The 24325-nt window shown below is 37.6% G+C and carries 20 protein-coding genes and 1 riboswitch; of the genes, 11 read left to right on the top strand and 9 right to left on the bottom strand.

Translation table 11 applies throughout. From position 1 onward, the window contains the following. Window positions 1-112: 112 nt before the first annotated feature. Window positions 113-2221: a polyphosphate kinase 1 gene (ppk1, locus tag AABK36_RS07740; protein ID WP_309939257.1), complete on the top strand. Its 2109-nt coding sequence runs from the start codon at window positions 113-115 to the stop codon at window positions 2219-2221. A 34-nt stretch (window positions 2222-2255) separates the two neighbouring features. On the opposite strand, the gene AABK36_RS07735 is transcribed toward ppk1, so the two are convergent. Beyond that, complete coding sequence (locus AABK36_RS07735) at window positions 2256-2864, bottom strand: GNAT family N-acetyltransferase (protein ID WP_309939256.1); 609 nt, start codon at window positions 2862-2864, stop codon at window positions 2256-2258. 132 nt (window positions 2865-2996) lie between these two features. Beyond that, window positions 2997-4730: a phospho-sugar mutase gene (locus AABK36_RS07730; RefSeq protein WP_309939255.1), complete on the bottom strand. Its 1734-nt coding sequence runs from the start codon at window positions 4728-4730 to the stop codon at window positions 2997-2999. A gap of 235 nt (window positions 4731-4965) precedes the next feature. Here AABK36_RS07730 and AABK36_RS07725 point away from each other — a divergent pair, with 235 nt between their 5' ends. Next, entirely contained in the window at window positions 4966-5385 is a 420-nt protein-coding gene (locus AABK36_RS07725) for a hypothetical protein (RefSeq protein ID WP_309939254.1), read from the top strand. Between the two features lie 76 nt (window positions 5386-5461). Here AABK36_RS07725 and AABK36_RS07720 read toward each other — a convergent pair whose 3' ends face one another. Next, the gene (locus AABK36_RS07720; RefSeq protein ID WP_309939253.1) at window positions 5462-5851 is read right to left on the bottom strand and encodes a response regulator transcription factor; all 390 of its coding nucleotides are present in this window, start codon (window positions 5849-5851) and stop codon (window positions 5462-5464) included. A gap of 236 nt (window positions 5852-6087) precedes the next feature. Between AABK36_RS07720 and pepE the strand changes: the two genes are divergently transcribed. Beyond that, window positions 6088-6789, top strand: a complete 702-nt coding sequence (gene pepE / locus AABK36_RS07715; protein ID WP_309939252.1) for a dipeptidase PepE — start codon at window positions 6088-6090, stop codon at window positions 6787-6789. 68 nt (window positions 6790-6857) lie between these two features. Here the strand turns inward: pepE and AABK36_RS07710 are convergent, their stop codons facing one another. Then, entirely contained in the window at window positions 6858-8063 is a 1206-nt protein-coding gene (locus AABK36_RS07710; protein WP_309939249.1) for a proline dehydrogenase family protein, read from the bottom strand. A 91-nt stretch (window positions 8064-8154) separates the two neighbouring features. Here AABK36_RS07710 and AABK36_RS07705 point away from each other — a divergent pair, with 91 nt between their 5' ends. The 6 genes from AABK36_RS07705 to AABK36_RS07680 all read left to right on the top strand — a co-directional run bounded on the left by AABK36_RS07705 (window position 8155) and on the right by AABK36_RS07680 (window position 16594). After that, a complete protein-coding gene (locus AABK36_RS07705) occupies window positions 8155-9255 on the top strand; it encodes a bifunctional 3-deoxy-7-phosphoheptulonate synthase/chorismate mutase type II (protein WP_309939248.1) in 1101 nt (366 codons plus the stop codon). A gap of 118 nt (window positions 9256-9373) precedes the next feature. Beyond that, entirely contained in the window at window positions 9374-10414 is a 1041-nt protein-coding gene (aroB, locus tag AABK36_RS07700) for a 3-dehydroquinate synthase (RefSeq protein ID WP_309939247.1), read from the top strand. 196 nt (window positions 10415-10610) lie between these two features. Further along, window positions 10611-11945: a cytochrome P450 gene (locus AABK36_RS07695; RefSeq protein WP_309939245.1), complete on the top strand. Its 1335-nt coding sequence runs from the start codon at window positions 10611-10613 to the stop codon at window positions 11943-11945. A gap of 218 nt (window positions 11946-12163) precedes the next feature. Then, on the top strand, window positions 12164-13540 hold the full coding sequence (locus AABK36_RS07690; protein ID WP_309939244.1) for a DUF4153 domain-containing protein: 1377 nt from the start codon (window positions 12164-12166) through the stop codon (window positions 13538-13540). Window positions 13541-13740: 200 nt separating this feature from the next. Beyond that, window positions 13741-14658, top strand: coding sequence for a DUF6268 family outer membrane beta-barrel protein (locus AABK36_RS07685; protein ID WP_309939243.1), 918 nt, complete (start codon window positions 13741-13743; stop codon window positions 14656-14658). Between the two features lie 199 nt (window positions 14659-14857). Continuing rightward, window positions 14858-16594 (top strand): PAS domain S-box protein, encoded by a 1737-nt coding sequence (locus tag AABK36_RS07680; RefSeq protein WP_309939242.1) that lies wholly within the window; start codon window positions 14858-14860, stop codon window positions 16592-16594. Window positions 16595-16650: 56 nt separating this feature from the next. Here the strand turns inward: AABK36_RS07680 and AABK36_RS07675 are convergent, their stop codons facing one another. Beyond that, window positions 16651-17130 (bottom strand): PepSY-like domain-containing protein, encoded by a 480-nt coding sequence (locus tag AABK36_RS07675; RefSeq protein ID WP_309939240.1) that lies wholly within the window; start codon window positions 17128-17130, stop codon window positions 16651-16653. Between the two features lie 37 nt (window positions 17131-17167). After that, a riboswitch (Fluoride riboswitch) is annotated at window positions 17168-17230 on the bottom strand. Window positions 17231-17440: 210 nt separating this feature from the next. Here AABK36_RS07675 and AABK36_RS07670 point away from each other — a divergent pair. Continuing rightward, window positions 17441-18418: a hypothetical protein gene (locus AABK36_RS07670; RefSeq protein ID WP_309939239.1), complete on the top strand. Its 978-nt coding sequence runs from the start codon at window positions 17441-17443 to the stop codon at window positions 18416-18418. A gap of 45 nt (window positions 18419-18463) precedes the next feature. Next, window positions 18464-19297: a helix-turn-helix domain-containing protein gene (locus AABK36_RS07665; protein ID WP_309939238.1), complete on the top strand. Its 834-nt coding sequence runs from the start codon at window positions 18464-18466 to the stop codon at window positions 19295-19297. A 60-nt stretch (window positions 19298-19357) separates the two neighbouring features. Here the strand turns inward: AABK36_RS07665 and AABK36_RS07660 are convergent, their stop codons facing one another. From AABK36_RS07660 to AABK36_RS07645, 4 genes are read right to left on the bottom strand one after another with little or no spacing between them, the layout of a single operon-like run. Then, entirely contained in the window at window positions 19358-19771 is a 414-nt protein-coding gene (locus AABK36_RS07660) for a hypothetical protein (protein ID WP_309939236.1), read from the bottom strand. After that, window positions 19771-21936, bottom strand: coding sequence for a pyruvate formate lyase family protein (locus tag AABK36_RS07655; RefSeq protein ID WP_309939235.1), 2166 nt, complete (start codon window positions 21934-21936; stop codon window positions 19771-19773). The genes AABK36_RS07660 and AABK36_RS07655 overlap by 1 nt, the downstream gene beginning before the upstream one ends. Further along, a complete protein-coding gene (locus AABK36_RS07650) occupies window positions 21920-22807 on the bottom strand; it encodes a glycyl-radical enzyme activating protein (protein WP_309939234.1) in 888 nt (295 codons plus the stop codon). Before AABK36_RS07650 ends, AABK36_RS07655 begins: the two co-directional genes overlap by 17 nt. A 42-nt stretch (window positions 22808-22849) precedes the next feature. Then, the gene (locus AABK36_RS07645) at window positions 22850-24271 is read right to left on the bottom strand and encodes a glycoside hydrolase family 47 protein (RefSeq protein ID WP_309939233.1); all 1422 of its coding nucleotides are present in this window, start codon (window positions 24269-24271) and stop codon (window positions 22850-22852) included. Between the last annotated feature and the right edge of the window lie 54 nt (window positions 24272-24325).

Here is a 24325-nt window from a genome sequence, read left to right as displayed (position 1 = left end):
TAGTATTGCTTTCAAAGCGACAACGCCTGTATTTTTTTAAAATATTCACTAATTTTATCAATAGAAAATCAGCCCAACAATCTCATTTTTTCCTTTACGAAACACACCTGAAATGATAGATCAAGAAAACATTCAAAATATCATACAAAAAAGCGATCTGATCAGCAGAGATCTTAGCTGGTTGAAATTCAATGATAGAGTTCTCGACCAAGCGGCTCAAAAAGATCGGTCAATTACTGAAAGACTTAAGTTTTTAGCCATTACGGCATCCAACTTGGACGAATTTTTCATGATTCGAGTGGGAAGTCTTTACAATTATCTTGATTTCGAGAAAGAGAGGCTTGACTACTCCGGCTTAGATGAGCAAACTTTTAAAACCACATTGTTTGAAGAAGTAAGACGATTCAATAATGATCAAGCAAAACTTTTCAAGAATTTTTTGCCTTTGTTCAAAAAGAATGACTTTGACATTGTCAAAGATCTTTCAAAGCTTCAAAAAAGTGAGTTGGAAGAGATCAAGGATTACTTTAAGATGACTATATTTCCGATGATCACGCCCATGGTCTACGATCCTTATCATACCTTCCCTATATTAATGAATCAGGTATTGATATTTGGCGTTGTCACCATCAATGACAAAGTCGAGGATATTGAGAAAGTCAACTTTGTTCAGATTCCTAAGAACTTGCCTAAATTCTATGTAGTTGAAAGAAGCAATCAGACTATTTTCGTTCCGATCGAAGAAATCATACGAAAGTATATCGGTAAATTTTTCAGAAACATCAAAATATCTTCCGCTTCTTTATTCAGAATCACCCGTAATGGCGATTTCACATTGGAAGAAAGCGATGACATAGACGTAAACTTCCTTGATGAGCTAAAAGCAAAACTTAAAACCAGAAAAACGGGAAGGGTTGTCAGAGTTGAAATAGAACCGGATATAGATCCCTTCTTAAAACAAATTCTCACTGAAAAATTCGCCATTGACGAAGACAACTTTGTCACTGTCGGAAAAGAAGACATTTTGGATTACACAAGGCTTTGGCAAATTGTCAAATATCCGAAACTAAGATCCTTGTCTCCCAAACTAAAAAAGCCAGTTCCTCCGCTTTCATTGCCTGAAAATAAAACTAACGACATTTTTTCTGTGCTCAAAAAGCATGATATTTTCCTTCATCATCCTTACAACAGCATTGACCCTGTCACAGAAATGCTTGAAAAAGCGGCCTCTGACCCTCAAGTCCTTTCCATCAAGATGACAATTTATCGTTTGGCCCAAAACTCCAGAGTTACATCAGCTCTGCTTAAAGCGGTGGAAAATGGGAAAAACGTATCGGTATTATTTGAAGTAAAAGCTCGATTTGACGAGGAAAACAATTTAAAGGAAGCTAAAAGACTTCAAGAAGCGGGTTGCTTTGTCATATATGGTATCTCCCACTTCAAAACGCACACAAAGCTATTATTAATAGTAAGAAAAGAAGCCAATAATAAAATCAGCAGATATGTGCATATGGGAAGCGGAAACTATAATGAAGACACTTCCAAGCTGTACACCGACCTAGGGTTATTGACTTCCAATGAGATTTACGGCAAAGATGTCTCAGAATTCTTCAATGTAATTACAGGACATTCCGCTCCTAATTACTATGAAAATCTTATCACCGCTCCTGGTGGAATGAGAAACAAGCTGATAGATCTAATTAAAAAAGAAAGCGACAATGCCAAGAATGGAAAACCTTCAGGCATCGTACTCAAGATCAACTCTTTGCAAGACAAAGAACTGATAAAAGAACTCTACAAAGCATCGCAAGCGGGTGTAGTCATCAAACTCATCGTCAGAGGAATATGCTGCATAAGACCACAAAGAAAAGGATTGAGCGAAAATATACATGTCAGATCAATTGTCGGAAACTACTTGGAGCATTCTAGAATTTTCTATTTTCATAATGAAGGGAGCCCTATTGTATATGGCGGTAGCGCAGATGTAATGGTCAGAAGTTTTGATAGAAGGCTGGAGTCATTATTCAAATTTGTAGATCCATTAGCCACGCAAGAAGTAATAACTATATTGGCATACAACTTATTAGACAATGTCAACGCCTACGAAATGAAGGAAGACGGCAGTTATGAATCATGCAAAAACAACGGTCCTAAATTCGATCTTCATAAAGAACTATTCAAGCTTAATAAAGAAATAGTCTCAAAGACTCAACTATTTTAAAAAGTTTATAAAGCCGCATAAATTGCGGCTTTTTTTATTTTCTTAATGGATAAGCCACTAAGTATAATTTCTTATTCAAATAATCATCCGCATACAGATCAAAGGCAACAAAACCAATTTTTCCAATATGTGTATTCAAAGACCTTATATTTTCTATATCAATCCCGCTTAAGCCAATTTCATACTTATGATTTATAGCTTCTTTGGTTTTTTGATAAATATATTGAACCACTCCTTTTCCTCGATATTTATCTATAACGCAAGTTTGCACCCAAAAACAATAATCGTATTCATCAATCATTTTCTCCCGATACTTGCGCCCGTCTAATAATTCTTTAAAATGCGAAAAAATAGGCACTGACGCATGGTGATCAGGCGACAATGCCCCTGTATAAGCACAAATTCCATTCTCATCTTCAAGAACAAACACATCGCCATTAAGGATCAGGCTTTCCCACTCTTGCGCTTGGTAAACCACAGATACAAATCCTGATAGTCTTTCTTTATCATTATCAGGGTCAGGATTGTAATAACGTTTTTGAATTTCAATCAGGGTTGGGATATCCTCTACGTTTGCTTTTCTAAATTTTAATGAGAAATTCTCTACAAGATCTTTTTTAAGCTTCAAGTTAATGTCCAACATATTAAATACGTCTATTTAAAAATTTTAAGTTCATCAACTTTCAATCCATATATTCAATATTCACATTAAATTAAAATGAAAAAGCCCGCATTAACAGCGAGCTTTCTACATCTATATCTACTAAATATATTCTTAGAGATTCATATCTGACTTTAAGTCTTTGATTTTCACCTTCAATGAATCCAACTTATCCTCAAAACTCGAAGATTGCTCGAATTCACTATTCACGCTAAAATAAAACTTAATTTTAGGTTCTGTTCCGGATGGTCTCACTGAAACCTTAGTTCCACTTTCAGTTATAAATTGCAATACATTGGATGAAGGGTATGCAAGCTTTTGATTTTCACCAGTCTGCAAGTTCTTTAACTCGCCTGATTTATAATCAATAAACTCAACCACTTTCTCGCCATTCAACACTTCAAATGGCTTTTCTCTCATATCCTTCATTCTCTTTTGAATCGCTTCTTGGCCAGCTTTGCCTTTTTCTGTCAATGAAACCAACTCTTCGTAATAAAAGCCAAACTTACGATACATTTCTTCCAACATATCGAATATCGACAAGCCTTTATCTTTATAGTAAGCAGTCATTTCAGCAAACATCAAGCAAGCGGATACTGCGTCTTTGTCTCTTACGAAGTCTCCAACCAAGAACCCATAACTTTCCTCGCCTCCACCTATGAACGTTTTTTTGCCTTCAAGCTCTCTTATAACTTCAGCGATAAATTTAAACCCAGTCAAAGTGGTGCTATGTTCCACATCATAAGCTTCTGCTATTTTTCCTAAGATATCGGATGTTACAATCGTATACACGATGTACTCTTTGCCTGTCAATTTGCCAAGTTCTTTCCATCTGTTGATCAAATAATAAGTCAACAAAGCAGCTGTCTGGTTGCCATTCAACAGTTCCCATTCGCCTTTATTATTCTTAAGGCCAACTCCGATTCTATCAGCGTCAGGGTCAGTTGCGAATAAAATATCTGCATCTATAGCTTGCGCTCTTTCCAGTCCCAATTTCATTGCAGCTCTTTCCTCAGGATTAGGATAAGGTACCGTAGAGAAATTCCCATCCGGTTCAGCTTGCTCTTCTACAACATGTATATTCTCAAAGCCAACAGCTTCCAAAGCCTTTGGCACTAATGTTATGCCCGTGCCATGAATAGGCGTAAAAACGATTTTCAAATCTTTTTGCCTAGCGATTTCCTCTCCCGATAGCGACAGAGTTTTCACCTGCTCCAAGTATGCTCTGTCAATCTCCTCTCCTAGTATATGAACTTTGCTTTCATCCTTGTCAAATTTGATCTCACTCAATGAGCTAATCGAATTCACCTCATCCATGATTTGTTGATCATGAGGCGCTACTACCTGAGCACCATCATTTCCATACACCTTATAGCCATTGTATTCCTTAGGGTTATGAGAAGCGGTAATTACTATTCCACCTTGGCATCCCAAATGCCTTACGGCAAACGACAACTCTGGAGTCGGGCGCAAATCCTCAAACAAATAAACCTCTATGCCATTAGAAGTTAAAACCGAAGCGGTCACATCTGCGAAAAACTTATTGTTGTTTCTCGAATCATAGGCAACTGCGACTTTGATGCTTTGTCCCAGATAAGTCTTTTTCAAGAAGTTGCTCAGTCCTTGAGTAGCTTTGCCTACAGTATATCTGTTCATACGGTTGGATCCCACTCCCATTATTCCCCTCAAACCTCCTGTTCCAAAAGCCAAGTCTTGATAAAAAGCGTCCACCAATTCCGTGGAATCTTCTTTTTCCATCAAAGATTTTATCTCGGAACGAGAATCATCATCCATCACTGGACTTTCAAGCCATAATTTGGCTTTATCCATAATTGAGTTATCTACCATTTCTAGATAAATTGTTTTAAAAAAAATAGTTCATTTTCAAATTCTCTTGCATCACAGCATGATTTGCAAACAAAGAATTTTCAATAAAATTCATATAAATTGCACTGTGCGAAAGATTAATCACTAATGATTATATCCTATGCAAACAACTTGCTTAATTTACGTAAATAATCACCAAGTGGATTGTTAAATTAAAGATATTTCATTTTTTTTGACCTATCAAAAACTTACAAGTATGGACATAGAAAAATTAAACGCTGACTTAACTGAAATTGCATTGTTGAAAAACAAGTTGAACGACATGGATTACAACAATCCAAAGTATGACGATGTTGAGGAAGAGCTTCACGATCTAGAAGATGATTTCATGGAAGAGTTTGGCGATGCCCTCGAAGACATACTCACTGACATTCATGAGGAGCTATGTCCTGACAACGAGGTTTTGCTGCCAATCGCCTACCTAGCCAATCAATATGAAGTATTGGACAAAGACGAAGACGGCAAAACACTTTTCGACGCTAAATTCAACGAAGGAGTAATTGTGGATGTTGACTCGATTGATGATCAAATATCCAGACTCGTTTTGGTTCCTGGACCTGCAAGAATTCTTTTGCAAGCTGGAAAGAAAATAAAAAAGGAATTATGGGTAGGCTAATCGCCTGCGCATCTTGCCAATAAAAATTCAGGCAACTCTATCTTATGTGACAGGGTTGCTTTTCTTTTTTACAATGCTAAGAATCTATCAACTTGCCTTTTAATACCAAAGAAAGCTCTTTCAAACTCTTCTTTAGATACTTCATGCTGTTATCGCCCTTTATAACATATTTAAAAACGCCCTCATCTTGAGCTTTTTCAATAACATGCGGATCGCAAAGTTTGGTAAGTATAATAAAATGGGTTCCAGGATTAATTTTTGAGATTGCCTTTATCAACTCGATGCCATGCATCTCCGGCTCCAGAAGGTCCAAGATCACAACATCGGGACCTTGTTCTACTGCCCCTAATAGGCTCTTTACTGAATCGAAAAATTCAATATCATAATACTTGTTTCCACCAAAGGCAAGCTTGAACAACATTGCTTCATGCTTATCTCTTTCTATAACAAAAGCCTTGAACTTCATGAATCCAGATTATAAATTTTGAAATAACAATGCAAATGTAGCATTATAAAACAACATTCAATTCAATTAACAGAAAATATTTATCCGCAGATAAAATGTTCGTAATTAATAGACTGTAAATTTTTGTAACTTCAACAGGAGTATTTTTTTGAATTCAGTATGGAACAATATTTAAGGCAATCTTATATTTGTTACATTGCTAACGAATTTCATCAGCTATTTAAGAAAAAATCAATATGAAAAAAATATTATTATTAAGCAATTCAACATTGCCAAATGAGCCTTACTTGGATTGGGCTATCGACAAAATCAAATCATTCCTTGGGCATAAAGAACATATTATATTCATCCCTTACGCTGGAGTGACCATATCATATGATGAATACACTGAAAGACTAAACAGCGCTTTGGAACGAATAGGCCTAAAAGCAAGAGGAATTCATGAATTCGACAACAAAGAAGCCTGCTTAAAACAAGCCGATGCAATCCTAGTTGGAGGAGGAAACACATTTGAATTGCTTCATCAGTTATACGCTAATAATTTGATGAATATAATCAGAGACAAAGTAAACACAGGCACAGAGTACATTGGTTGGAGCGCTGGATCTAATGTCGCAACATTAAGCATAAAGACAACCAACGACATGCCTATCACTTATCCTGAAAGCTTTGACGCACTGAGACTGGTTAACTTTCAAATCAATCCTCATTACACAGAAAAGGTAATACCTGACCATGGAGGAGAAAGCAGAAAACAAAGGCTTCAAGAATACCTTACGATTAATAATGACGCTAAAGTAATTTGCATACCGGAGGGGACTTACATCGAAGTAAATCATGACAAAACCACTTATCATGGCAGAGAAGAAGGCAAGATACTTTGCAACTGCGGTGAAATCAAAGAATTTTCAATCCAGCCGGGCGAATCCATTAAATAAAAACTCCAAGCATAAAAAAAGAGGCTCGATAAGAAGCCTCTTTTTACATATTATATAATAAGTATCTATTATCTCGATTTTTTCCTTCTATCAAGCTCCTTTTGAATCAAAGTCAACTCTCTTGAGCTTTGACCCGCGATAGAAGTATTCTCTTCAGCTCTTCTAAACAAATAAGGCAAAGTCTTTTCCAAAGGCCCATAAGGCACATATTTGCCAATATTGAATCCAGTATCAGCCAAATTGAAAGTAATATTGTCGCTCATGCCGAATAACTGCGCGAAGAAGTACCTGTCATCATTAGGGTCCAAGTTTCTATCCACAATCAAATCAGCCAACAACCTGTTGCTATTTTCATTATGAGAACAGCATGCAATAGCAATAGTATCATTATTATCAATGCAATATCTCACGCCATCGTCAAACTGCTTGTCAGTCGCATCCTTTGTAGGCTGGATAGGGTCTTCGTAACCGTTTGCCGCCGCTCTGGCTCTTTCTTTTTCCATATACGCTCCACGAACTAATTTCGCTCCAAACTGATAGCCCTTTTCCTTAGCATCCTGATGCGCTTTAGTCATTCTGTCAAGCATATACTTTCTATACATCTGGAAAGTATTATAAACGATGGCTTTTTCCTTGTTGTATTTCTCCATCATCTCATATACCAGCATGTCGATAGGATCTTGATACCAGCTATCTTCAGCATCGATGAAAACCTTGACATTATTCTCATAAGCGGCTCTACACGCTCTATCAAATCTAGACCTGATTCTTTGAAATGCATCTCTTTCCTCTTCGGTCAAATCTTGCTTCAGTTGAATCTTTTCCATCAAGTCCCCGCTACCAAATCCAGTAGGCTTGAATACACAGAAAGGAATATCCGGATTTCCTTTCGCCAAATTGATCGTTCTCAACGTCTCCTCCAGAGTCGCGTCAAAACTTGATTCCTCCGCTTCGCCTTCCACAGAGTAATCGAGTATTGTCCCTACATTGCTTTTGGCCAATTCCTTGATAGTATTTTGACTGTCTGCGATAGACTCTCCTCCACAAAAGTGTTTGAACAATGTCGCCTTAACTATAGACTTGACAAAAGGCAACCTTACCTTGATGGCAAAATTGATAAACGACGTACCAAACTTCACTAATCCATTATAATTCATGGAAGCGAACAAAAGGTAGTCCTGCTTGAGCAGGTTATCGGATTTAGCCTTAAAAGCCACTTCCGTATTATCAAATGACAACTTTGCTTTTTCCACAGACACAGTATCTATACTCATATTAAAATAACCAAAATTATTACTTGTTATTACCGAATAAAATAATATAATTGTAATTTAAGCAAAATTTTCAAAAACAACCTAATGTACCATGCAAATTGATCAATTAAACACATGGAGAAAAGACTCCAAAAAGCCATTCGTAATGGCGGGGCCTTGTAGCGCAGAATCTGAAGAGCAATTATTCGAGACATCGAAAGCATTATATGAATCAGGAATAAGCGTATTGAGAGCTGGTGTTTGGAAACCAAGAACAAGACCAAACACTTTCGAGGGGATCGGAGTAGACGCTTTGAAATGGATCCAAAACATCAAGCAAGAGCTTGGTCCGGATGTTCAATTCGGAGTAGAAGTTGCGACGCCGCAACACGTAGAAGAATCATTAAAGCATGGAATTGATATCCTTTGGGTAGGCGCTAGAACATCGGTGAATCCTTTCGCCGTTCAAGATATTGCCGACTCGCTTAAAGGAGTTGATGTTCCTGTTTTGATTAAAAACCCAATCAATCCTGATTTGGCATTATGGATTGGAGCAATCGAAAGAATCTACCAAGCTGGCATCAAGAAAGTCGGTGCGATTCATAGAGGTTTCTCTTCGCACAAAAAATCAAAGTTCAGAAATATTCCTAGCTGGCAAATTCCTTTGGAATTGAAAAGAGAGATTCCTGAAATGCCTTTGATTTGCGACCCAAGCCATATCGCAGGTAACAGTGATTTCATCTACGACATCAGCCAAAAAGCGATGGACCTTAATTATGACGGTCTAATTATCGAGTCGCACAGAGATCCTAAGAATGCATGGAGTGATGCTAAACAGCAAGTTACGCCAGCTCATTTGACGGAAATCTTGAGCCAACTTAAAGTTAGAGACCCTAAGTCGGACAATAAGGACTTCAACAGCCACTTGACTGAGCTTAGAGAAAAAATCGACCAAGTTGACCACGATATCTTCAATATTCTTTCTGAAAGAATGCACCTAGTAGAAGAAATCGGTCAATACAAAAAAGAGAACAACGTGACTGTATTCCAGGTAAACAGATGGAATGAGATCTTGAAAACAAGAGCTGAGTGGGCTCACGAGCTTGGTTTGAACGAAGAATTCATGGCTGACTTGTTCACGCTAATCCATGATGCTTCTATCAGACGTCAAACTCAAATCATGAATCAAGAAGAAGTTGTTGAAAACGCATAATCTTCAAACATGCAATCATTGACTTTTTCGGCATGCCGGCAAAGTCTTAATTCATATAGAAGCACAGGCATATCGCTTGTGCTTTTATTATATGCAGACTACAAAAGAAAAGATCAAAATGGATAAAGTAGAATTTAGCCAAGACCTAAAAGCTTCCATAGACAACTTTTTTGAAAACAATACCTATTCAAAAATATCCCTATTGGTGGATGAGAACACTGAAGAGCATTGCTACCCATTAGTCAAAGACCTTCTTCCAGCTCATCGCCTGATACGCATTCAAAGCGGGGAAGAAAACAAAACGCTTCAAACTTGCGCTCATATTTGGCAAGAAATGACTGATTACGCTATGGACAGAAAATCTCTCCATATCAATCTTGGAGGCGGTGTGATCGGAGACATGGGAGGATTTTGCGCTTCCACTTACAAAAGAGGCATAGAATTCATCAATTTCCCTACTACCCTGCTTTCACAAGTCGACGCTAGCGTTGGCGGAAAACTTGGAATTGATTTTGGTGTTTACAAAAACCATATCGGAGTCTTTCAAGAACCTAAGCTTGTCATCATCAACCCCGTTTTCCTTAAGACTCTTGATCAAAGAGAGCTAAGGTCTGGATTTGCCGAAGTGATCAAACACGGCCTTATCGCTGACCAACAACATTGGTTGAATATAAAACAGCATAACTTTGACAATTTGGAATACGAAAAAGTTATTCCTCACTCTGTAGGCATCAAATACAATGTGGTAGAAGAAGATCCTACGGAAAAAGGATTGAGAAAAATATTAAACTTCGGCCACACCATCGGCCATGCTATCGAAAGCCATTATCTACATGCTCCTGAAGGTCGAAAACTTCATGGTGAAGCCATTGCCATCGGCATGATAACGGAAGCTTTTCTCTCAGTGGAAAAGTGCGGTCTTGCTTCGGAAGATTTGAATACCATTAGCTCGTTCATTTTATCACAATACGGACATCATCCAATACCTGAAAGTGAATTCGAAGCTATCATACTTCACACGCTTCAAGACAAGAAGAACAAAGGAAATGTAGTATTGGCTTCTCTATTGAAAAAATCTGGAGAATGCACCTTTGATATTCCAATAAACGGTGAAGACATTAGAAATGCGATAAACTATTACAATAGTTTGGAAGCTTAGCAACTAGCTTTGCAAAATACTCTTAAGCTCTGACAAATATTCTATTTTATAAACTTGTCGGAGCTTTTTCCCTTTACTTAAATCACATTTCAACGAAAAAATGTAGCATTAATCAAGAGTTAAAAAATAGGCAAATGGATACTAGTATGAACTAATTCAATTATATTGTGGGCCACTACAAACAATAACAAAATTAATGTCTACAAATCAAATTCCAACTGCCGGTAAAAACTGGTTTTCAAACATCCAATCCCTTAGCAACAATACCTTGGATTTTTTAATGGATGCTTCTAGAGATAAAGGCGATGTCATTAAAATCAACACTGGAATTAAAACCATTTACCTTATTTCTTGCCCTAAAGTCACGGAAGAAATTCTAGTAAAGCAACAAAAAAGCTTCAAAAAGTCAGAAGCCTATGAGATACTTAAAGAACTTGGGGGAGACGGCTTGATCAGCGCTGAAGGCGAAACATGGAAAAGAAAAAGGGTAAAGATGAACCCTGCTTTCCAAAAAAACGCCATCAAGAACATTTTCGAAGAAATGGAAGAATGCGTGGATGAATTCATTATTGACCTCCAAAGCAAAAAGCAAATTGACTTGGACCGAACAATGATGGACATTACCTTGAAAATCATACTTCGAACAATGTTTGGAAATCAAGTACAGATCGATTCTGAAAAGATCTACGAGGACTTGACATTTTCACTTGAGCATATCATTAAAAAGTTTTGGAACCCTTTCTATGCGCTTAGCGCCAATTGGAATGGTAAAAACAAAAGTTTCGAGGAAAGCAGGCAAAGATTCGATGATATCATCTTCAAGCTCACCAATGAAAGAATAAATATGCCTGAGGAAGAAAAAGGCAGATACAACTTATTGGATATGCTTATCGGAGCCATGAATGATGAAGACAAGCCTTTCAGTCTCAAAGATGTCAGGGATGAAGTCATCACCACCATGATTGCGGGGCATGAAACCACCGCTTCCGCTTTGAGCTTTACTTTGGCCGAGCTCTGCAAACATCCTGAACACTTAAGCAAAGCCATCGAGGAAATCGACACAAACTACACCGATAATGTTTCCGGTTATCAATTGACAGAAAAACTTCCATTTGTCAAAGCGATATTTGAAGAAGGGCTCAGAATGTACCCAAGCGCATGGTCTATTGGAAGGATTCCGCTTGAGAATGTTGAAGCCAGTAATTTTTCATTTCCTAAGGGCAGCGACATAGCCATCTTCATTAGCGGACTGCACAGAAACTCAACGTATTGGAAAAAACCTGACACTTTTGACCCTTACAGATTTTACAATGGAGACAACAAAGATATGCATAAATGCCAATACGTTCCCTTTGGAGCAGGTTCTCGAAAGTGCATAGGCAACCACTTCGCCATGGCTGAAGGCGTATTGCTACTTGCCAAGATGCTCAAAAACTTCAACCTTGAATTAGTAGACAAAAATGTTAACGCCAAGGCTGTTTTGACACTAAGACCTACTCAAATTATTCGAGCAAACATTAGCGCTCGATAATAGACATTATCATAGCTCATTAAAAGCATGCGTTTGTAGCATGCTTTTTTCAACTCCATCGCCAGCATTCATAAATAGGCATATTAATAATCCACCCTTCAATCCACTAATTTTCTCTAAGCCAAAAACAATTACCAACTAAATTTAAAATATTTTAGTTGCGATTAATCTATTTTTCAATTTACTTTGAAAAACAAAGCACTTTAAAATCATTAATCATGACTGAACTACAAAAAGCGATCATTGCTGCGACACTTGCAATAACTGGCACTTATTTGCTTTATGACAATACCATAGGCATTAATTACCTCTTGTTCTCTAGTGTTTCAGCTATCTCCGCAATTGCAATCCATAATAAGGCTTCCACCCAAAATAAATTAATAGCCATCTTGCCTAGCATATTATCAAGCTTCTCATTAATGCTATTCCCTCAACAAATCTCGTTGTATATTTGGATGATTAGCTACTTTTCCATGTGGATACTATTAGCAAATCCATTGAAACCTTTGCTCATTCCCTTGCAAAGCTTGATAGCAATATTTGAAAGCCCTAAAAATCAAATCAGCTTTTTTAAAAAGATCACAAATTCTGAAAAAGCTCAAGACTGGAAGTCTAAATTTTACATTGCATTTATCACGTTTCTGATTTGCTTAATATTCATTACTCTGTATTCTTCAGGCAATGCAATCTTCGCCTCTTATTTATCAATGATCGAATTGCCTTCTCTCAACTTTGGCCTTATTATCAATTGTTTAATACTCTTTGTAATAATATTTGGCTTGGCAGAGTCTAGAGTAAATGAGTCTTTAAAAAAATACAATGGCAAAAAACAACATCTAGAAAAAAGCAATATCAACCCAAAAGATGAAAAAGAGTTTTCCATAGCAAAAGCTAGCATCTGGAGCATCACCGTGATTCTGCTACTTGTCAACGCATTGGACCTTATAACCATATCAACCAAAAAGCTTCCAGAAGGAATGAGCTTTTCATCTTATGTTCATGAAGGCTTCTACACGTTGATCATCGCTATTTGCCTTGCTATTGGAATGATTCTTTATTTTTATAGAAATAGATTGAACTTTCATCAAAAAGTCAAACATCTGCGACTCGCTTGCAACATGTGGATATTGCAAAATATCGCATTGGCATTCATTACATGCTATAAAAATCTCATTTATGTCGAAGCATATGGTCTGACTTACAAAAGAGTAGCTGTATTCTTATTCTTGCTTTGCACTTTGATAGGGCTTACTCTCTCCTTATGGAAAATCAAAAAGCCCTACACTAACTGGCTATACTTCAACAGAACTGTTGCTTACGCTTTTCTATTTGGAATCTTCACAAGTCTAATTCCATTTGACAAAGCAATAACTTTTTATAATTTGGAATATTCTCAAACCAAAGATATCGACTACTTGCTGAGCTTAAAAAACCCGGACTATCATGCGATTTCAAACTATTTAAACAACAAAAACGAAAAAAACTATATCGTATACGACATTACACGCTACCGCATAAAAGAATTGGAACAACAAGCCAACAATAATAGTTGGAAAGAATGGAATTTACACATCAACCAATACGCTACTAAATAGTTGCTTTAACACCAACACACCTATAATATAATTCATTGCCCATGTCCACAATCATGGGCATTTTTATTCTCAAATAATTATGAAAAGACTTATAATTTAGATAAAATAAAATCAGATTATAAAAATAAATGCTTAATTTGTTACAATGTGCGTATTCCCAAACAACAAAAATGCGCTATTCAACAAGCTAAACCACATTCATGATTACCCCTAAATACTTTATTGCAGCATTGCTCAATATCATTCTTATCAACATATCACATGGGCAAGCAAATTCTGAGAAATCAGATACTGTTAAGTACAAGCCTCTATTCAAATTCCCAATAGCATCTGCCAGTCATACAATCTACACTGACTCAAGAGTACAAAATGATCCTGACAAAGGATCTGTAGGAATGACAGAAACACAGCTTCTTCTAAACATGCCAGTAAAACTCAAAGAAAAAAAGCTTTTCCTCTATAATGGACTCAATTTCAACATCCTTAGAAGCTCATACAAAAGCGAAGTCAAAACCATTAAAGAAGAATTATATTCAATATCTTATAGCACAGGAATCATCTCCATACTACCCAAAAGATGGAAAGCAACTGTGCTTATCACCCCTACTCTTTCATCGGACTTGGATAAGGAAATCACCAAAGAAGACTTAAATATTCAATCCACATTCTTGGCGCTTAAAAGAGCAAATCCGTACAAAGAATATGGATTTGGACTCATGTTCAACGCTAGGTTTGGAAGAGGCTTGGTTTTGCCTATTTTCAGCTATAGCTACAAGAAAAACAATTGGTCTGTGTACACTGTACTTCCAGGCTTTGTCTCAGGATTCAGGCATTTCAAAAAATCAAATATAGGTCTGTACGCCTCCATGTTTGGGAGTTTGCACAACTTCTACGCTGCCGGCAATTCCAACTCCAACTTTCAAAAGATTGGTTACACAAGATTCACTGTAGGCCCCAAATTTCAATTCAATGTCTACAAAAGCTTATACATGGACCTTACAGCTGGGGCAGTATTGCTCAACAGACTAGAAACATTTGACGCTACGAATGCAAGAGTATTGGAAACGAATTTTAACGAAAAACTATTCATCAGGATCAATATCAGCATATTGAAATAAATCAAACGCAATTGCTATTACCTCTCCATTAATTATATTTATCAAATTTAAAACATGATTAACACACATGTTATAGAAATAAAACTCAAAATTATTATATAGCATAAGAACAAAACAAATCATGACTACACTAACATAAGAGAATTCCAATTGAAATCTTATGTCTCCATTGGAGACTTTAATAAAATCTCATTACGTCATGAATTTACCATTTTCATTCATTCCAAAAGACAAGCTCAACGGCTTGCTTGATTTTCAATCTCATTCTGTATCAGAGATGAAAACGGTTCAAAGTCTCATTAAAGATATTTCCAATAAAAAGAAGGAAATATGTTTTGACAACGAGTCCGAACTGCAAATCTCACTCAAGAACCTACACAAAGAAATCATTCAAGCAGATCATTCCAACAATCTAAGAATCTGGGAAAAAGAAGGACTCGACTTATTTAATAACATTCTCAGAGAAAAGCACAGTTCTTTTGAAAAACTCGGAGACAAACTGCTTCGTCATATCATAGAATATGTAAATGCCAACCAAGCCGCCTTTTTCATGCTTAAAAAATCAGCAGACGAAGAGTGGCTGGAACAGCAGTCTTGCATCGCATACAATAGGAAGAAATATTTTGATAAGAAAATCGATCTAAAAACCTCTCTAATCGGGGATGTGATTTTGAACAAATCCACCATCTTCCTGACAGACATCCCTGAAAATTATGTAAGCATTACATCCGGTCTTGGCGAAAGCAACCCTCGCAACATTGTGATGTTCCCTGTGCTTCATGACGATAGCCCTATGGGAGTAATAGAGGTGGCTAGTTTTGAAGTCATGGAAGATCATGTCATCAAATTTCTTGAGCTCCTCGGAAAATATATCGGTGCTACTATATACAATATTCAAAACAATCTGAAAACAAAAAGACTGCTTCTGGAATCCCAAAAACAAACTGAAATGCTGAAAGCTCAAGAAGAAGAACTAAGGCAAAACACCGAAGAGCTTAAAGCTACTCAAGAAGAAATGGAAGCCAGACAACAAGAACTTATCAATCTTAAAGATCAGCTTGAAATAGAAGTCAAAAACAAAACTGCTGAAATCAGCGAAGCCAATGAGGTGCTTGCCGAACAAGTCAAAGCCAATGAAGAAACCCTTAAGGCCATCAAAGCCAATTCCATTTATGCCTTATTGGACACCGAAGGCATAATATTAGATGCAAATCAATTCGCTTGCGATCTATTCCAAGCCCCAATGGAGCAATTAATCGGAATCAGAAGGGAAGATTTCAAGCTTTGGAAAGGCTGTGAATCGGGCAAATCTTTGTCCAAAGAAAGTAAAATCACAGTCAATGGAGTAACTCGCTGGGTCAGCGAAAGCATGACTCCAATTTTCGACAAAGACAATCAATTGCATCAAATAGTCGCTATCGCTCAAGATATAACTGACACCAAAGGCGTGGAAGAAAACCTCAAGCAAAGCCTGGAGGAAATTCAGTCTCAAGAAAAAGAGCTTCGAGAGCGAATAGAAGAAATGAGCATGATCCAAGTAGAACTCGAACACCAAAGAAACGAAATATACGGCATCACCAACGCCATAAGTCAAATCATGGGTGTGATAGAATTCAATGATAAAGGCATTATCACTCATGTCAATGATTTTCTCACAAGCTTGACTGGTATAAGCGAACAAGATATCATCGGGGCTAATATCGACTCGTTCAATTTTGAAGTTCAAAACAGGATGAATCATAATGACATCTGGAACATACTGCTTGTCAATGGAAAATACAATCGAAAAGTCATTCGTCAAAAAGCTAATGGCGAAGACATCATTCTTGACGTAAATTACCTCCCTTTCAAGAATGAAAATGGCAAAATGGCAAAAGTGATTTGCCTATGCCAATTGATTGATGAGAAACAAAGCTCTATTAATGAAGCTATTTGATAAAGGGAGGCTGCTCTTGAATAGCAGCCTCCCTTTAATACCTACTCGCCGATCTATTAATATTTCTTTTTCAAGAAATTTCCTTTCAAATCAAAATACAGTTCTAAGTCATTATCCAATTCCACTTTATGCCAATTCCATTTTTTCTCCCATTCCACTATTCTTCTCTCAGGCATATACACTTCCAAATAAGCTGAAACAAAGGGAGGCAAGGCTCTAGCAGGTATTTCAACCCCTCTATTGCTTTCAATTTCAATGATTTCACCTTTTTCGTCAAAGTCAAGTTCGATGTAGCTGTCAAGCATTACTTCATACTTGACTCTTTTGAATCCATTTTCTTTTTTGGCTTTTACAATCTTATGATTGGGAAAATTCAGTTCGATATACAATTGAACAACCTCCGGCAATGATCCGGCATCCATATAATTATCCGCCAATGAACAATGACTGTTGCTAATAAATAAGGCTACGAAAATTGGCGATAATAAAGTCGAATAATAACGACGAGAAGTGATTAATGAAATTACATTTTGCATAACTACTGTTTTTATTTATTGAATAATATGAGCATTCAAAAAAACAGGAGTCATCAGTCAATAAAGACGGTTAAAAGCGAACTCCATCGCTTGTTATTTGCTGCAAATTAAGCGCTTGTTTTTAGAAAAAACAAAATTTTGCTTCCGTCAAAATGTTAAATTACACCCTACTCATTCACACTTATTATAATAATTAAAAAATATGAATATTATTTTAAATAACAACGAACCAATATCATAGCCGGCAAAATAAAATGATGCGTTTTTTGCTCTCCAAAATTGAGATGAAAGCTAATTAAAAATATAAATCATGCGCAGAGAACTCCAAAGATTATTTTATTCTAGACTTGCCATTGCAATACCAATGTTGATACTCTTTGCTTCATGCCAAGCTCAAAAAATAGCTAGGCTTCAAGAAAAAGTAAAAGACAGCAACTGCAATCTCATCGGACACAAGCCTTATACTGCTGAAGATCTCCCACAAACTTTGACAACAAACGATATAGAATTAAGTCTACAAAATCACTTTTCTCCAAAAAGCATATTTATCGCTAATGCTATGGGCATTTTGCCTTTACTTGAAGAATATATCGTCCATGTCGATTCCGCTAACACTAGCTCAAACATCGAATATAAACTGCTTAAAATTGAAGCTTATCAAAAGATTCTCCACAAGATCAATATCACCAACTTGGAGATTTCTTCCTATGCCTCCATAATGGATTGCGAAGAAGAAAGAGCCGAACAAATAGCCAGCTCATTGCAAGATATCGACGCAAAAAGAGAGACATTTCTGACTGTCAGCGCTATTGTCATTGGCGCTTTGGGATCCGTGTTAACGATAGCCTTCATTGACCAAGGAAACACAAATGACTATATCGGTTTCGGCACGGGAATTATTGAAGCTACCTTAGGTTTTATGATTCTAAAAAAAGGGAAAAGCATCGATTTTAATCATCTTGACAATCCGCTAACTGATATTTGGAACCAACCGAAAGTTTCTACTTATTACCCGCCATCGATATGGTTTTTTCTAACCGACAGCAACTCTTTCGGCGCTCCTAATATGTCCATGGCATCGGAATTAGCTAATCGATGGGCCGACTTCTCAGAATTGAACAATCATGAAAACATATCAACGAAAGAACTGCTCTTTGGCAGTGGAGGAGCTTACAATGCCGACGATCTTGAGCTTAGAGCTTCTATGCTCGACCAGCTGGAATCAACCATCAATTTGATGAAACAAGATTTAGAAGTTTTAAGCCAAGAACTATTGAATATTGATTAAATTAGAATCGCAATATTATCATCACTTTTTATAAATTCTCAAACCATGAAGGCTAAAATTTTCAAGTTTGAAACTTTCATTAATAATTCCGACGATCATTTTCATCTAGCTAGAACAACGATTGGCGCAGATGGAGATTTGCTTTTGCATTCTCACGATTATGCCGAGTTTTTTTATGTCTCGTCCGGTAAAGGAATTCACTTAATCAACGGCCATGAAAATAAAATAGAGCAAGGCAGCTTTTGCTTCATAAGACCTTCTGACGAACATACATTCAAGCCTGTCGGGTCGGAAGAATTAGTGATTACGAATCTGGCATTACGATGGGCAACTGTAACAAATTACCAAATTAGATATTTCAATGGCGAATCAATGTTTTGGACTAATGACCTCATGCCCTATCAAGGAAGCTTCACTCCCGACGCACTAAGGTCTGTTATCAAAAGAGTTAGTTTGCTGATCAACCTCCCGAAAAATCTATTGAACTTGGACCTATTCGTCCTCCATCTATTCGAAAGGCTTCAACTAAACATGCAAGGTTCGCATAAGTGGCCTGCTTGGCTGGAAAATGCCTTGAAAGAATTTCGTCTTCCCAATCAGTTGCAAAAAGGCCAAAAAGGATTCATTGAATTGTGCGAAAGGTCAAGCGATCATGTCAATAGAGTAGTGAAAGAACACTTAGGAAAAACGTTGACAGAAATGGTCAATAACGAACGTTTAAACTATGTTTCAAGCCAACTGATCATGACCAACGCTCCCTTGAAAGCCATTCATAACGAGGCCGGTTTTCACAATCATAGCTACTTCTTCAGGCTATTCAAAAAACATTATGGAATGACACCTTTGGAATACAGAGAGAAACACCATAAGGTATTTTAAACAAGAGCAGGCCTAAAACCTGCTCCTTAAATAAAACTTCTATCAATCATATATTCTTGCTCAAGGCCAAATATCCATTGCCGCTTCTAAGAACTCTCTTTGCTGTTCTTTTTTAAAATAATAAAATTCAAAATCATCTTTATGCGTATTGTCATTTTCAATGATCAAGACTTTCGCATTTTCTTTTAAACTTATGGTATGCCAAACATTTTTTGGAATGTTGTAAATAATGCCCGTTTCCATTACTTGCATATCATAAGCGATTCTATCTTCCTCTATTTGAGCGGAAACAAGAAGGGCATTCCCTTCCATCAATAGAAAAGCCTCGTCAGTTTCAAAATGAACATCCAACCTATTGATATTTTCAATTTCAAGGGATTCTTCATAATTAAGCTGAGCTACCTGCCATCCCGGTCTGATCAGAAAAGGAGAATAACCTTCTCCTTCATGCTTGTACTTCTCTGTTATTTTCATTAGTTCAATAATATTCTATCCACAACTAATTGCCTGAATTCTTTGGTCAACATAGAAAAATAAGCTGTAAAACCTGTCACTCGCACAACAAGGTTCGGATATTTTTCTGGATTTTCATGAGCTGCCAATATCTCATTTTCATCCATGACATTCACATTAATCAAAGTGCCTCCCATATCAAAATGCGCTTTGATTATCGCGCCTATCAAAGACAAATGCTCTTTCTTTGCCAATGTGGGGTCAAGCTCCCATTGCATAGGCGCTGTATTTCCGAAGCCCGGTTGCACTTCAGCCACAGCTCTTGCCAAAGCGAGGGAAGCTCCATCAATAACAAAGCCCGGCGTGGGATTCGCTCCGTGAGAAATCGGCTCTCCGGATTTTCTGCCGTTCGGCAATGCTTTCACGCTCTTACCAAGGCCAACAGTATTCGCCCATGAGAAAAAACCAGGGATAAAGCAATGGCCTGCTTCATCATCCGATTCCGCTTTTACCAATTTTGAAAAGATGTCATTAATTCTTTTCGCCCATTCATCGCCTCTGCCAGAACCTTGTCCATACCGATCAGAACTTAACAGCATATTTCGAATTCGATCTCCATCAGTCGTTTCAAAATCATTCGCTAATATTAATGCCAATTCATTCCAATCAAGTTTTTTTTCTATTTCAACTCTTTGTTGCAAAGCAGCGAACGAGTCCGCCACTACAGCTAGCCCCGCTCCATCAATTGCCAAATTATAAAAAGTCGCTCCGCCATCACTCACATCTTTTCCTAATTCCAAAGGACCATAAGACAATAAATTCAGCAACAATTCAGGCTCATTATGCTTTTGAAATTTTAATTGATGCCTAATGCCTTCCGCGGCGGTATGGATCGCTGTTTCAAGATGCGCGCAAAACTTCAACCACAAACGCCCCGTGGACATCGTTGTTTCTTGCTTCTGCATCTCTTCCCAAGCGACTTCAAATACTTTAGCCATATTCACCTTGACTAAATCATTCATCGTGTATTCCAAACCCGGCAATGACATCCAATTGCACCCTACGGCAATCCTTTTTCTCGCCAATTCTTCCGAATAACCATTCTTCATAAAGCCTTCCACTAAAGCCTTGTCGCCTGAATAGCGCGGCCATGCGTTTTTATGCTTCACAAGATAATGCAACGATTTTCCAAAGAGCTTCTCATCCATATTTTCATGCACTCGGATGGTGATATTAAGCGATGTATTCACCTTGTCACAAGCTTCCAATACCAAATATGAAAATTCAGAAGCGACATCGCCTCCATTACCATCCGGTCCGCCTAACTGCCAATAAATCGGATCATTGATCAAAAAACAGGACAAATAATATACGGCCTTTTCCCTGTCTAAAATTCCAGATGCTAAATCCATCTCATAATAAGGACGCAACAATTCGTCTATCTGACCTCCCGCTCCATCTCTATTATAAGTTCTTGAAGCTAAATGATACCAAATAATCCATTGGCATGCCTCACGAAATGTTCTAGGCGGTTGATGAAGCAAATTTCTATTCACTTCAGCCATTTCCATCAAATTTTCCTTAAGCTCTATATCATCTTGACACTCTATCAAAGCATCAATATGATTCACATGTCTTCCAATCCAACCCATCACGCTTTTCACAGCTTTTTCATGAGCTTGATAAAAAGCCAAAGCCTCCTCTCTAGTATTGATGGCTTTATACTTTTCGATTTTGTCTAGAATACCTTGCCAGCCAAGCTCCAAACCCAAAGCATAATCGGGAGCAAAATGAGCATCGTCTCCTATGCCATGAATAATGTCATATCTTTCTTGGTCTTCATGCAAATGCTCGAACGGAAAATCCGGATTCCATTTATTCGGCCTCATCTTCGACATAAAATAAATCCATCGTCCAGCAAAAGCATCATTTGCATCAACATAAACAGGATGATTATCCATCAAATCGCAAAAATTCTCAGTCCAACCATCCAAACCATAAAAAGAACCATCAGCGTGATTGGGCTTGATCTTCCATGCTTCGTCAGGCACAGCCAGACGCCCATAATCATCTTCATCCAACAGTCCTTCCTTTTGGATTTTTTCTCTAGTTTGTTGATGCTTGGCTTTTTTCAAAGCATCTATTCTGGATTGATATTTAAAAAAAGTGTTATCTAATATTTTCATCGTTAAGAATCTGATTTAAGTGTTCAATCTTGCTCTTGCTTACCTCCTCATTGCACTCAAAAGCACTTTCCATTCCCAATGCTTGATACTTTGGTTCTCCCAACCTATGAAATGGATTAAGCGTAAACTGTTGAGCATTATCCAAGCCTTTTAAAAAATTGCCAATTGCCTTAATGCTTTCGTCTGAATCATTCACTTCCGGAACCACAGGACATCTTAACTCATAAGAATACCCTGATTGATCAAGCTTTTTGATATTCTTAAGAATTCTTTTATTGGATATCTTCGTCCATTTTTTATGTTGCTCTTCATCGATCATTTTCAAATCTACAAGCCAGTAATCTACAAGCTCCAAAACAGGTTCATACTTTTCCCAAGGCAATGACAAATTAGTCTCTATGCATACATGCACCCCCTCTGACTTCAGTGACTGCAACAATTCCGCAACGAAACCAAACTGCATCATAGGTTCTCCTCCCGAGAGAGTAACCCCTCCATTGGATGTCTTGAAAAATGGAAAATCCTTACGCAAGTCCGCCAATAAACTCTCGACAGTATGTTTTACGCCTACTGATTTCAGCACTACATTATAGCAAACAGACAAGCATTCCATGCATTCAGAACAAAGTTCTCTATTCAAGCTAATTTTGCCATTTTCCACCTTCAATGCTTCCTCATCACACTTCTTCAAGCATTCCAAACATGCGTTGCACTTCTCAGGATAAAATTGCAGCTGTCTTCTTTTGTAAAATGTCTCCGGATTATGACACCAAGCGCATCGCATATTGCATCCTTTAAGAAAGATCACAGAGCGGATACCCGGTCCATCATGTATGGACAACCTTTGAATATGTGTAATGATACCTTCCATAACGGATAAATAAAAAAGCCTCTGAAATCAGAGGCCTGGCTATTATTTCAATCCAACTTTATTGCCTTTCCAACCTTTGTCCCAAGTATTTTTGAAAGGGTGCGCTTCAGTATTCAACACATACTTTTCAAAATCAAATACATCTTCGGGAGCAAAGAACAAGTAGCAATACTTCATTGTCTCAGCGAAAAAGAAGCTTTCCAAAGTGTCCCACTTTTCTTTGGTAATCACATTTTGCAACTGAACATAGCCATTATCAACTTGACAGTATTTTTCAATACTCTCAAACATATGCTTTCCTTGATCATAATACTTTTTATCTCCTGTAGCTTTCCAAGTATAATATGTAGACTCTATCGCCTCGGGACGAATCATATAATATTCAGTGCCTTCATAAGGCTCCATTTTCATATAATCAATAGCCTCTGGCTCGATATCGTAGATTTTCCACATGTTGTAGATAGAGGCCTGCAGTTTCTCGGCTCTTTCATTGTCACCATCAAGCACATAGCACAAGTTCCAAAAACAATCCAAAGCTCCAAAACGAGTCAGGCCTCTTTTGCCCGTATCCATATCTGCCCAGCCAATCCAGTATCCGTTTTCATTCTCATCAACCAGATAAGTGTCGACTGCCTTGCGGCAAGTATCCCACATTACTTTTAGATCTTCATCGCCAAATAGCAAATAGCCTTTGAGCAAATATTCATAATATGCATCGATTCCTCCAGAGATATGAGCTCGTTTGTCTTGCCATTCTCCTGTTTCCACATCAATCCATGATCCCAGCAGACCTGTTTCTCCTCTTCTTTCATATAAAGCGACAACTCCTCGCTTGCAAAGCTCATAGTATTTCGGATCTCCTGTCAACTTGCTCAACATGCCATACTCCAATAACATAGAGCCAACTTCGCAAGGATTAGTTCCTTCTCCACCAGCTTTACCAGTACGCAAGTTCACTAATCGGTACGGGATTCCAGTCGGTGAGTCAAAAACAGGAATCATTCGATCGCCCAACTCCTTCGCCAACTCCAAAAATCTTTCATCTCCATCCAACTGATAAGAGGAAATCAAGCCTCCCAGTATTCTAATCGCTATTTCAAATTGCTGAACTTCAAAATCCTTGTCAAAATCAAGCTCTGAAAATATCAGCTCCTTGCATTCTTCCATTTCACCTTCCAGCCCCATCAAATACATCGTGCTAAAAGCGTCAACAGGCGTCATCAATAATGATTCCGCATACCAATTATGGCTTCCTTCTTTGATAGGATTCACAGCATCCTGTCCCCAGCCATAATCCTTGTAAGCTTTCCAACCTTTTTTGAAGGCTGTTTTCACTCGTTCTTGATATTCCTTTTTCTCAGCTTTTGAAATTTTGTCTTTTGCCGCAAAACTGTTGCCCTCAGCCGCATAAAATAAAAACAAGGCCAATAAAAAAATTCCCTTTAATTCAACTCTGCGATTCATATCTTCCTCGATTTAAGTCTGTCATTTCTTTGACTCAAAAGTAATAACGAAAGC

Origin of the sequence: Aureibacter tunicatorum (genome assembly GCF_036492635.1) — a bacterium.
Taxonomy (GTDB): domain Bacteria; phylum Bacteroidota; class Bacteroidia; order Cytophagales; family Cyclobacteriaceae; genus Aureibacter; species Aureibacter tunicatorum.
This window is presented reverse-complemented; position numbering and strand designations above follow the sequence as displayed.

Coding starts and splice junctions, on each gene's coding strand:
- AABK36_RS07705 (WP_309939248.1), top strand. CDS start 8,155: ATGCAAATTGATCAATTAAACACATGGAGAAAAGACTCCAAAAAGCCA.
- aroB (WP_309939247.1), top strand. CDS start 9,374: ATGGATAAAGTAGAATTTAGCCAAGACCTAAAAGCTTCCATAGACAAC.
- AABK36_RS07690 (WP_309939244.1), top strand. CDS start 12,164: ATGACTGAACTACAAAAAGCGATCATTGCTGCGACACTTGCAATAACT.
- AABK36_RS07660 (WP_309939236.1), bottom strand. CDS start 19,771: ATGAAAATAACAGAGAAGTACAAGCATGAAGGAGAAGGTTATTCTCCT.
- AABK36_RS07680 (WP_309939242.1), top strand. CDS start 14,858: ATGAATTTACCATTTTCATTCATTCCAAAAGACAAGCTCAACGGCTTG.
- ppk1 (WP_309939257.1), top strand. CDS start 113: ATGATAGATCAAGAAAACATTCAAAATATCATACAAAAAAGCGATCTG.
- AABK36_RS07670 (WP_309939239.1), top strand. CDS start 17,441: ATGCGCAGAGAACTCCAAAGATTATTTTATTCTAGACTTGCCATTGCA.
- AABK36_RS07685 (WP_309939243.1), top strand. CDS start 13,741: ATGATTACCCCTAAATACTTTATTGCAGCATTGCTCAATATCATTCTT.
- AABK36_RS07730 (WP_309939255.1), bottom strand. CDS start 4,730: ATGGTAGATAACTCAATTATGGATAAAGCCAAATTATGGCTTGAAAGT.
- AABK36_RS07710 (WP_309939249.1), bottom strand. CDS start 8,063: ATGAGTATAGATACTGTGTCTGTGGAAAAAGCAAAGTTGTCATTTGAT.
- AABK36_RS07645 (WP_309939233.1), bottom strand. CDS start 24,271: ATGAATCGCAGAGTTGAATTAAAGGGAATTTTTTTATTGGCCTTGTTT.
- AABK36_RS07735 (WP_309939256.1), bottom strand. CDS start 2,864: ATGTTGGACATTAACTTGAAGCTTAAAAAAGATCTTGTAGAGAATTTC.
- AABK36_RS07675 (WP_309939240.1), bottom strand. CDS start 17,130: ATGCAAAATGTAATTTCATTAATCACTTCTCGTCGTTATTATTCGACT.
- AABK36_RS07650 (WP_309939234.1), bottom strand. CDS start 22,807: ATGGAAGGTATCATTACACATATTCAAAGGTTGTCCATACATGATGGA.
- AABK36_RS07720 (WP_309939253.1), bottom strand. CDS start 5,851: ATGAAGTTCAAGGCTTTTGTTATAGAAAGAGATAAGCATGAAGCAATG.
- AABK36_RS07725 (WP_309939254.1), top strand. CDS start 4,966: ATGGACATAGAAAAATTAAACGCTGACTTAACTGAAATTGCATTGTTG.
- AABK36_RS07695 (WP_309939245.1), top strand. CDS start 10,611: ATGTCTACAAATCAAATTCCAACTGCCGGTAAAAACTGGTTTTCAAAC.
- pepE (WP_309939252.1), top strand. CDS start 6,088: ATGAAAAAAATATTATTATTAAGCAATTCAACATTGCCAAATGAGCCT.
- AABK36_RS07655 (WP_309939235.1), bottom strand. CDS start 21,936: ATGAAAATATTAGATAACACTTTTTTTAAATATCAATCCAGAATAGAT.
- AABK36_RS07665 (WP_309939238.1), top strand. CDS start 18,464: ATGAAGGCTAAAATTTTCAAGTTTGAAACTTTCATTAATAATTCCGAC.